This window comes from Streptomyces sp. NPDC058289, from assembly GCF_042880975.1.
GTDB lineage: Bacteria > Actinomycetota > Actinomycetes > Streptomycetales > Streptomycetaceae > Streptomyces > Streptomyces stoeckheimensis.
The window spans coordinates 1-9799 of sequence record NZ_JBHVYI010000163.1 but is presented as its reverse complement, the minus strand read 5'-3'; the positions used below and the strand labels follow the sequence as shown (position 1 = coordinate 9799).

Annotated in this window: 10 protein-coding genes; all 10 read right to left on the bottom strand. The window is 71.4% G+C overall.

The window, feature by feature from the left end:
* The coding region (locus ACFVX6_RS39805) for an XdhC family protein (protein WP_389699472.1) at positions 1 to 161 on the bottom strand (161 nt) is incomplete at its 3' end.
* Entirely contained in the window at positions 161 to 1474 is a 1314-nt protein-coding gene (locus ACFVX6_RS39800; RefSeq protein WP_389699471.1) for an IS701 family transposase, read from the bottom strand. The genes ACFVX6_RS39800 and ACFVX6_RS39805, both read right to left, overlap by 1 nt.
* 72 nt (positions 1475 to 1546) lie before the next feature.
* On the bottom strand, positions 1547 to 2194 hold the full coding sequence (locus ACFVX6_RS39795; RefSeq protein WP_250741394.1) for a TMEM175 family protein: 648 nt from the start codon (positions 2192 to 2194) through the stop codon (positions 1547 to 1549).
* Positions 2195 to 2295: 101 nt separating this feature from the next.
* Complete coding sequence (locus tag ACFVX6_RS39790) at positions 2296 to 2637, bottom strand: nuclear transport factor 2 family protein (protein WP_243334431.1); 342 nt, start codon at positions 2635 to 2637, stop codon at positions 2296 to 2298.
* 12 nt (positions 2638 to 2649) lie between these two features.
* Positions 2650 to 4218 carry an ATP-binding protein gene (locus ACFVX6_RS39785; protein ID WP_389699470.1) on the bottom strand — a complete coding sequence of 523 codons (1569 nt, stop codon included), beginning with the start codon at positions 4216 to 4218 and terminating at the stop codon, positions 2650 to 2652.
* Positions 4215 to 5558 (bottom strand): MFS transporter, encoded by a 1344-nt coding sequence (locus ACFVX6_RS39780; protein ID WP_389699469.1) that lies wholly within the window; start codon positions 5556 to 5558, stop codon positions 4215 to 4217. Before ACFVX6_RS39780 ends, ACFVX6_RS39785 begins: the two co-directional genes overlap by 4 nt.
* A 35-nt stretch (positions 5559 to 5593) precedes the next feature.
* Positions 5594 to 6418, bottom strand: coding sequence for an FAD binding domain-containing protein (locus ACFVX6_RS39775; protein ID WP_389699468.1), 825 nt, complete (start codon positions 6416 to 6418; stop codon positions 5594 to 5596).
* On the bottom strand, positions 6415 to 8829 hold the full coding sequence (locus ACFVX6_RS39770) for a xanthine dehydrogenase family protein molybdopterin-binding subunit (RefSeq protein ID WP_389699467.1): 2415 nt from the start codon (positions 8827 to 8829) through the stop codon (positions 6415 to 6417). The genes ACFVX6_RS39775 and ACFVX6_RS39770 overlap by 4 nt, the downstream gene beginning before the upstream one ends.
* A 5-nt stretch (positions 8830 to 8834) precedes the next feature.
* Positions 8835 to 9359, bottom strand: a complete 525-nt coding sequence (locus tag ACFVX6_RS39765; RefSeq protein WP_389699466.1) for a (2Fe-2S)-binding protein — start codon at positions 9357 to 9359, stop codon at positions 8835 to 8837.
* A partial coding sequence (locus ACFVX6_RS39760; RefSeq protein WP_389699465.1) for an NADPH-dependent F420 reductase occupies positions 9344 to 9799 on the bottom strand: 456 nt, incomplete at its 5' end. The genes ACFVX6_RS39760 and ACFVX6_RS39765, both read right to left, overlap by 16 nt.

Genomic DNA, 9799 nt, shown 5'->3' with positions numbered 1-9799 from the left:
CAGCCCCCGGAGAGGGAGCCGAGCGCGGCGCCCCCGGTGTCGACGGCCAGAGAGGCGCCCGGGCCGCGCGGTGCGCTGCCGCTGACGGCGACCACCGTGGCCACCGCGAAGTCCCGTCCGGCGGCACACCACGCGCGTAGTTCTTCGGCGATGTCGAGCATCAGCGGATGTACTCGCGGCGCGGGCTCTGCCCGGGGATGACCGGTCTCGGCGGCAGCGTGGGAGGTCCGGCGGCGTGGGCGGCGGTGACCGTACGGGTGGGGGCGGTCCGGACCGGGCCGGGGTACGGCTCGGGTCGTGACGGGTGGGGCCCCCGTCCGCGCGCGCCCAGCAGCATCGCGGCGTGGGCGACGCTGGCGAGGGTGGCGTGGTGGTGCCAGCCGCGGAAGGAGCGGCCCTCGAAATCGCGGATTCCGGCGGGCTCGCAGACCTCGGTGAAGTCGAGCGCGACCCGGTCGGTGAGTTTGGCGAGGAGGAACAGCTGCGCGAGCGGCCGGTCTCCGATGTTGGTGATCCAGAACTCCGAGGGCAGCAGGGCCGCCTCGGTCCAGGCCCCGACGAGCAGCAGCGGGGTGGGCGGGGCCGGTACGAGGCGGTCCTCGCCGGGGGTGGCGAAGATGGCGGCCGAGGTGAGCAGGGTGACCGCTCCCTCGGCGCGGCCGTGCCGGGTCCATTCGACGACGCGCCGCTGGGAGCGCAGGGAGTCGATGAGCTCGCGGGCCGGCGCCGTGTGCGGGCCGGGCTTGTGCCGGCCCGCTCCGCCGAAGGAGACGGGCAGGGTGCCGTCCACCTTGAATACGAAAGGAATGTCCTGCAGGGCGAACGACTCGATGCACTGCGGCAGTTCACTGTTGGAGACTTCCATCACCACGGGCCTGCGCTGGAGTTGCCAGGTGGCGGCCATCCGCTGGACCGCGTGTATCGCGTCCTGGGCGGGGGTGAGCGAGCGTGCCGTGTCGGGGATCCCGGCCCGCCGGCGCCGCAGGAGTTCCGCCGTCCAGGGCCCGGGGAGGGTGAGGGTCCATTCGACGGGGAAGCCGGCATCGCTGGAGGTGAGCCAGATCCCGCTGGCCTGCTGACAGTTGGCGGTGCGGCCCAGCTGGGGGACGAACTGCCGCCCCACACCGACCGATCGGTCGCCGGCCTTCTCGATGACCATGGGCTGCACCACCCAGGCCAGCGGGCGCTGCGCGGTGCGTTCGAGGTGCTGGGCGAGGGAGCGGCGGACGGGGGTCCAGTCCCAGGGGGACTTGCTGATGAACTGCTGGAGGCTCTGCTCGACGGAACTGGCCCCGGTTCCGGCGATGTTACGAATTGTTTTCTTGCCGTTGGTCCGCACCAGGCCGTTCAGGTATACGCGGGCCCAGTTTCGCTGGTCCCGCCGAGGTAACGACTCGAAGAAGAGCGAGATCAGAACGTCGATCAATTCGGAGATTTCCTTCGTGGATTCCTCCGGCAGGACTACGCGAGCCATCTGGGCCTCCCCCGCGACCAGCTAGATCCAATACCCTACTTGACCGCGGATAACGGCCGTAGGTCCCGGCGGCTACTTCCTGAGGTCGCTGGCAGTTTCGAGCCGCTCTTCCTCTACCACGAGGGGGATGGGGATCTGGTTCGCCGCATAGTAGAGCGCGATCAGGAAGTGTGCGACGAGAGTGAGCGGAGCGGAGACGAAGGCCAGAACGACGGTCAAAGGGTAGGCGATCGCACCCAGACCGAAGCGGACCCTGGTGGCTCGGGCGCCGGCCTTGTCCACCTGATCGTGGAAGAGGTGTCCGACCCGGGTGACGTACCACCAGAAGGCCAGGAAGGCCAAGGCGTAGGCCACGGTGAGCAGGCTGTAGAGGACGGCCGCCGCATTGGCCGACCCGCCTTCTTCCATGAGGTGCTCGGCGAGCACATTGGTCGTGTACGGGACCACCGACACGACCATCAGCACCAGGAGGTTCAGGAACAGCAAAGGACGGTCGACGCGCTTGATGTGACTGAAGATGGTGTGGTGGTTCACCCACATCACGCCGATGATGAGGAAGCTCACCACATAGGCGGCGTAGTGCGGCCACTGCTCGCGCACTCCGTGCCAGAAGTCGGATCCGGTTTCTTCCGGAACTTTCAATTCCAGGACAAGGATGGTGATGATGACCGCGAATACGCCATCACTGAATGCCTCGACCCGGCCGGTTTCCGTTTCCATGACCTCCCCTTCACGCTTCTTGCATATATCTACGGCTGTCGCACATACGGGGAGGGCGTGCATCCTCACCCTCCCCGCACACGCTACCCAGATTTCCGCAATCAGCCGCCGAATCCGGCAGTCTGCCGCCAGATCCGGCCATCGCGGACGACGAGCGTCCCGAACGCGTGCTCCGGTTCGCCGTTCAGGTTCATGATCGCCCGGTAGAAGATGGTGTCGTCGGTCTCGACGTACTCCTGGAGCTCCACGAGGGTGGGCTTCACCGTCAGGTATCCGGTGAACGTCTCGCGCACCGCGTCGATGCCGACGGAGACGCCCTCGAAGCGCAACAGCACCGCGTCGTCGGTGTAGTTCTTCATGACCGCCTCGATGTCCAGGGCGGCGAGCGCGTCCATCTGCCGGACGAACACCGGGTGCAGCGTGGAGATGTCGTACTTGGGCATGTCGACTCCCTTTCAGCTCTTCGATGGGGATGGATCCGTCGGATCGGTCTGATCCGTGGCATCGGTGGGATCGGTGGGACTCGTGGGATCTACGGGATCCACGGCCGGCACGGCGCAGGACGGATCGGTCCCGGCCAGCGGCAGCCGGACGGTCATCCGGGTCTCCCCCGGGCGCGAGCGGGCCGTGATCGAGCCGTGGTGGCGCTGGGTCACGATGCGGTAGCTGAGGTGCAGACCGAGACCCGTGCCCTTGCCCACGTCCTTGGTCGTGTAGAAGGGTTCGAAGATCCTCGGCAGGGACTCCTCGGGGATGCCGGAGCCGGTATCGGCGATCTCCACCACCAGACAGACGCCTTCGACCCGGGCGCGCAGGGTGAGGGTTCCGGCGCCTTCCATGGCCGCCGCGGCGTTGTCGACCAGGTTGGTCCACACCTGGTTCAACTCGCTCGGATAGCCCGTCAGTTCGGGGAGGTCCGGGTCGTACGAGCGCACGATCCCGATCCCCGCGAGCTTGGCACGCAGCACGACCAGCGTGTTCTCCAGCCCGTCGGTCACGGCGAAGCGCTGCTCGGGGGCCCGGTCGAGATTGGCGTAATCCCGGGTCGCCGAAACGAGTTGGGAGATCCGCGGACCGGCCGCCCGCAGCTCCGCGGCGAGCGAGCGGATCTCCAGGAGGGCCGCCAGGTGGTCCAGGGCCGCGGGCAGGGCCCGCTCGCCGACCCCCTCCAGCCGCTCCAGCAGCCCGCCCAGCTCCAGCCCGAGGTCGGAGACCCCGGAGCCGAGCAATCCCGCCCGCTCCGCACCCGCCTCCTCGGCCCAGTCGGCGATCGCCTCCTCCGCGTCCGCCTGGGCCAGGGGATCGGTGACCACCGGCGGCGCCACCTTGTCCAGCTCGTCGGCGAGCTGGTCGAACACGGAGCGCTCGGCGTCGGTGGCGGCCGCGCCCCAGACCTGGGCGGTGCGCGTGAGCTGGTCCAGGGCGGGCGCCAGTTCCTGCGCAGCCCGGGCCACGGCGGCGGCGGGGTTGTTCAGCTCGTGCGCGAGGCCGGCCGCGAGGGTGCCCAGCGCTTCGACGGTGGCCCGTTTGCGGGCCTGGACCTCGGAGGACTTGATGCGCCAGGCCAGCACGGGGATCAGCACGGCGGCCACCCCGTGGCAGCGGGTCAGCATCTCGAAGAAGACCGGCTTCGCGTACGCCACCACGGTGGTGGCCGGACCGCTCGCCGCGGCCGTGGCCACGTACGCCCCGTCCGTCAGCAGCGGCAGCTCGCCGGTGAACCGGTGCGCGGCCGAGGGTTTGCCGTCGTGGTCCTCGGCTGCCGCGCTCTCCACCTCGGTGGAGTGCCGGGTCAGGACCTCCTCGCGGCCGTCGACGACCTTGGTCACCACCAGGCCACCGGAGAGCAGGACGTGGAAGCCGGTGGCCTCCTCCCCGTCCCGGAAGAGGACCTCGCCGTCGACGAGCACCCGGGGTTCGGAGACCGAAACCAGCCAGTCCAGCTGCTCCTCGGTGAGGCCCTCGAAGATCTCCAGCCCGCGCAGGGCGGTGCGCAGCGCGGCCGTGCCCGGGGCCCCGCTCATGCGGTGCTCCCCTGCGTCCTGTTCCGGGCGGCCAGCCGCAGGGTGGCCACGAGGGCCAGTGCGCACACCGCGGCGACGGTGGCCATGAAGCCGACCGAGGTGCGGTGCAGCCCGTGGATGTTGGTGAGCAGTCCGGCGAGCACCGCCGGCACGCTCATCGCGAGGTACGCGAACACGTAGACGGCAGCGGTCAGTTCGCCCCGGTGCGCGGGCTCGGCCAGTGCGCTCAGGGCGCGGAAGGAGCCGAGGAAGGCGGCGCCCCAGCCGGCTCCGAGCACGGCGGTGGCCACGAGGAACACCGGGGCCGAGCCGAGCGCGAGCGCGAGGAGCACCAGGGCCAGCCCGCCGAGCAGACCGAACAGGCCGAGGACGGCGGTGCGCAGCGCCTCGGTGCGGCCGAGCAAGAGCTGCGCGGCGGTGGCGGCGCCGGCGAGGAGGGCCACGGTGGCGCCGCCGACGAGGTAGTTGGCGCTCTCGAGCAGGGAGAGGGCCAGGTGCGGGCCGAGGGAGAGGTAGAAGCCGCCGACCGACCAGACGGCCACGATGGTCAGGATCAGCACGGCGAAGCGGCCGCGCACGGCGGCGGGGATGTGGATCCGGTGCGGGGTGATCTTGAACCGGCCACCGCCCGGTGCGCCGCCGCCGGGCCCGCCGCTGCCGCCTGGTGCGCTGCCGTCCCGCCCGCCGCTGCCGCCCGCCCGCCCCGGGGCGCTCTCCGCCATCCGGGCCACGCCGACCAGCGAGACGGCGAAGGCTCCCACGAGCAGCAGGTAGGTCAGGACGGTCGGAGCGGGCGCGTACTGCACCAGCAGCCCGGCCCCGATGCCGCCGAGGCCGATGCCCACGGTCGGCCCGGCGCTGTTGACCTGGGCCCCGAGCGCGGGCCGGGAGCGCGGGGCGAGTTCCAGCAGGGCGGCGCCCATGGCCCCGGTGGCCAGGCCCACCGCGAGCCCCTGCACGGCGCGGGCGGCGAGCAGCAGGCCGAGCCCCTCGGCCGAGGCGAACAGCCCCATGGAGACGATCGCGAGGACCAGCCCCGCGGCGAGTACGGGCCGCCGGCCGAGGGTGTCGGACAGCGAGCCGAACAGCAGGAGTCCGGCGAGGACGGTGACGGCGTACAGGGCGAAGACCACCGTGATCATGCCGGAGGACAGGCCCCACTCCTGCTGGTAGAGCACGTAGAGGGCGGAGGGGACGGAGGAGGAGAGCATCAGCAGGACGAGGACCGCGCCCACCACCCAGAAGCCGGAGCTTCCCGGTGCGTCTGCGGGGCCGGCGGCTGGATGCAAGGTGACCCCCGTGGTGGTCGCGGACGGCGCGGTCCGTGCTGTCGTGGGCAACGGTTCCACTGCTTCAACTCCCCCGTCGTGGGCGGTCAGGCGGGTGCCTGCACGGCCCTCGTGAGCGCGCGGGCGGTGAGTACGCCCGCGAGGTGGCCGAGGTACTCGGCCGAGGTGCCGCGCCCCGGGACGAACAGCTCCCGGGGTTCGGCGCGGAAGGCCGCGAGCACGTTCTCGGTGGTGTACGGGCCCTCGCCGATGCGTTCCTCGACCCCGCGCAGCCGCAGCGCGCGGGCGGTGGCTCCGGTGACCGCGATGCGCGGCCCGTCGGGGGTGATCCGTACGGCGGCGGCGCAGACCGGGTAGCGGGTCGCCCGGTCGGCGGTCTTCTCGAAGGCGCCGGCGCGGCCGGCGGCCGGGACGAGCAGGGCGGTGATGACGGTGCTCGCCGGGACGCCGGAGGCGGCCAGTTCCTCGGCGGAGAGCGTCGATACCCCGCCGGGACCGGCCAGTTCGGCCGTGACTCCCGCGGCTATGGCGGCGACGGGCAGGTCGGTGGCGCGGCCGGTGGCGGCGAGGTTGCCGCCGGCCGTGCCGAGGTTGCGGACCTGGGGGTCGCCGTTGGCGCGGGCCGCGGCGGCGAGTTCCGGCGCCTCGGCCAGCACCAGGGGGTCCGCGGCCAGTTCGGCCAGGGTGGTCAGGGCGCCGATCCGGATCCCGGCGGGTGTCCGCTCGATCCCCCGGAGCTCTTCGAGCCGGCGGAGGTCGACGAGCAGGGAGGCCCGGTCCTCTCCCGTGCGCAGACCGGGCAGCAGGCTCTGCCCGCCGGCCAGCACGCGGGCGCCGGGGCGGCCGGCCAGCAGGGTCAGGGCCTCGTCGAGGCCGACGGGGCGTACGTAGTCGAACTCGGTGAGGATCACTGGGATTCCCCTCTCAGGCGGCGCCATACCTTCTCGGGGGTGACGGGCATGTCGATGTGCCGGACGCCCAGGTCGGACAGGGCGTCGACGACGGCGTTGACCACGGCCGCGGCGGGCGGCACGGTGGCGATCTCGCCCGCGCCCTTGGCTCCCAGCGGGTTGTGCGGGGAGGGGGTGGTGGTCTTGTCGAGGGTGAAGAAGGGGGCGTCGATGGCGCGCGGCAGCGCGTAGTGGTTCAGGTCGCGGCTGACGAGCTGCCCGTCCGGGTCGTACTCGGCGTGCTCCATGAGGGCCTGGCCGAGGCCGTGCAGGATGCTGCCCTCGATCTGGCCGAGGACGATCTTCGGGTTGCCGATGTTGCCCGCGTCGTCGACGGCGGTGTAGGCCACCACCTCGGTCTCGCCGGTCAGTTCGTCGATCTCGACGACCGCGACGTGCGTCCCGAAGGGGTAGTTGAAGTCCGGCGGGTCGAAGTGGGTGGTCTCGTCGAGGGCGGGCTCGATCTCGGGCGGGAGCCCCCAGCCGTACCACATGGCCATCGCCAACTCGGCGAAGGTCTTGGTGTTCTCGGTGTCGTCTTCGTGACCCTCTTCGAAGACCTTGCCGTCCGCGTAGACGACCTTGTCCTCGGGGACGCCGAGGAAGACGGCCCCGGCCTTCACCAGCTTGGCCTTGATCTTCCGGGCGGTGAGGGCGATGGCCGGCGCGGCCATGCTGTAGGAGCGCGAGCCGTAAGTCCCCTGTCCGTACGGGGCCTTGAGCGTGTCCCCCTCGTACACCTGGACCTGCGCCGGGTCGATGCCGAGTTCGTCGGCGGCGACCTGCGCGAAGACGGTGCCGTGGCTCTGGCCGGTGGAGGCGGAGCCGACGGTGACGGTGACCTCGCCGGTCGGGTGGACGCGGATGTTCGCGCTCTCCCAGGTGCCGCCGAGCATGCCCTCCTTGGACATCCGGGTGGAGGGGCCGACCCCGCAGATCGCCACGTAGGAGGCGATGCCGACGCCGAGCCGTTTGCCGCGGGCGCGGGCCTCGGTCTTGCGGGCGGGCATGTCGGCGTAGCCCGAGAGCTCGATGGCCCGGTCGAAGTTGAGCTGGTAGTCGCCCGAGTCGTAGGTCCAGCCGAGGCCGTTGTCGTACGGGAACTTCTCCTTCGGCACCAGGTTCTTGCGGCGCACCGCCGCCGGGTCCATGCCGATCTCGGAGGCGTAGCGGTCCACGAGCCGCTCCATCAGGAACGCGGCCTCGGCGCGCCCGCTGCCGCGCTGGGCGCCGAGCGAGACGGTGTTGGTGAAGGCGGCGTAGACCTCGCAGAAGGCGGCGTCGATGTCGTACATGCCGCTGATGGAGCGGCCCATCAGGGCGGTGGCGACGCCGGGGCCGATGGTGGAGGGGTAGGCGCCGAGGTTGGCGTAGCTCGTGCAGCGCGCGGCGGTGATCCGGCCGTCGCGGGTGCCGGCCAGGGTCACGTGCTGGCGGTGGTCGCGGCCCTGGACGGTGGAGTTCATCAGGCCGGTGCGGGTGTCGACCCATTTCACGGGCCGGCCGAGCGCCTTGGAGAGCAGCAGGACCAGCGGCATGTCGGGGTACAGGTACCCCTTGGTGCCGAAGCTGCCGCCGACCGTCGGGGCCACGACCCGGAGCTTGTTGAAGGGGATGCCGAGGACCAGCGCGGAGAGCAGGAAGCGGTGGTTGTGCGGGCCCTGGGTGGAGGCGTACAGCGTGTACTCGCCGGTGGCTGCGTTGTAGTCGCCGACCGCGCCCCGCGGCTCGATGGGGCTGTTGATGGTGCGCTGGTTGACCAGGTCCAGGTCGACGGTGACCTCGGCAGCGGCGATGGCCGCGTCGGTGCGGTCCTTGTCGCCGCAGGTCCAGTACGCGTTCAGGTTGCCGGGGACGGCCTCGTGGAGCTGGGGGGCGCCTTCGGCGAGGGCCTCGTCGGCGCGGGTCACCACGGGCAGCGGCTCGTACTCGACGGAGATGGCGGTGAGCGCCGCGGCGGCCTGGCGCGGGGTCTCGGCGACGACCACGGCGATGGGGTCGCCGACGTGGCGCACGGTGTCGCCGGACAGTACCGGGCGGGAGCCGGGAAGTCCGTAGGGGTGGGGCGGGAAGTGGCTCTCGACCCCGCCGGGTATCCAGATGCAGGGCAGCGGCATGACGTCGGTGAAGTCGGCCGCGGTGGCCACCTTCAGTACGCCCGGCAGCTGCTCGGCGGCCTTGGTGTCGATGGAGAGGATCTTCGCGTGGGCCACGGGGCTGCCGAGGATCGCCATGTGGGCGGTGCCCGGCAGGTCGATGTCGCCCACGTACGTGGCCTCGCCGCGCAGGAGCTGCGGGTCCTCACGGCTGTCCAGCGGCTGTCCGAGCACGCCGCCCCCTTGGGGCGAGGTCTCCCCCGTCACTGTGGTCATCTCCGTCACCCCTCCTGTCCGGACGCGGCGGCGGTGGCCGGCTGCGCGGGGGCGTCCGCGCGGGCGGCGGAGCAGGCGCGCTGCACGCCCCGTACGACGCTGTGGTAGCCCGTGCAGCGGCACAGGTTGCCGGTGAGCCACTCGCGGATCTCGGGCTCGGTGGGGGCCTCGCGGTCGCACGTGTTGTCGACCAGTTCACCCAGGGCCATGACCATCCCGGGGGTGCAGAAGCCGCACTGGGTGCCGTGCTCCTGGCGCAAGGCCTCCTGGAGGCCGGTGAGTTCACCGCCGGGGGTGGTGACCCCCTCGATGGTGGTCACCGCGGAGCCGGCGGCTGCTGCGGTGAGGATCAGGCAGCTCTTGACGGAGCGGCCGTCGAGCCGGACGACGCAGGTGCCGCACTGACCGGTGTCGCAGCCGACCTTGGTGCCGGTCAGTCCGAGGCCCTCGCGGAGCCGTTCCACGAGCAGTTCGTTCGGCTGCGCCGAGAACTGCTCGGGTCTTCCGTTGACGTTCAGTGAGAGGTCCATGCCAGCGCCTGCGCTTCCGTGAGCGGCCGGTTGAAGAGGGGCCCGCCGGGCTGTTGGAGAATTCCTCCGGAGTGCAGCGGACCGGTGTCCACGGGAGCGAATCCGAGATCCGTGATGATTCCCGCGACTATTTCTTTGGCTTTTCCGTCGTCGCCCGCCGTGAAATGGGCCAGACGCGGGCCCGGCGCGGTGCCGGCGACGGCGAGCGTCTCGAAATGCATGGTGTTCAGGGATTTCACGATCCGGGTCCCCGGATACCATTCGGCGACGAGTTCGCTGGATCCCCGGCCGCCGAGGTCCCGGGCGTTGCCGGGGCCGTCGAACGCGTTGGTGGCGTCCACCAGCACGCTGTCCCGTACGGCTTCCTGGGGCAGCAGCCCCTGCACGCCGTCGAACGGGACCATCAGGACGAGGACTTCGGCCCGGGCCGCGGCCTCGGC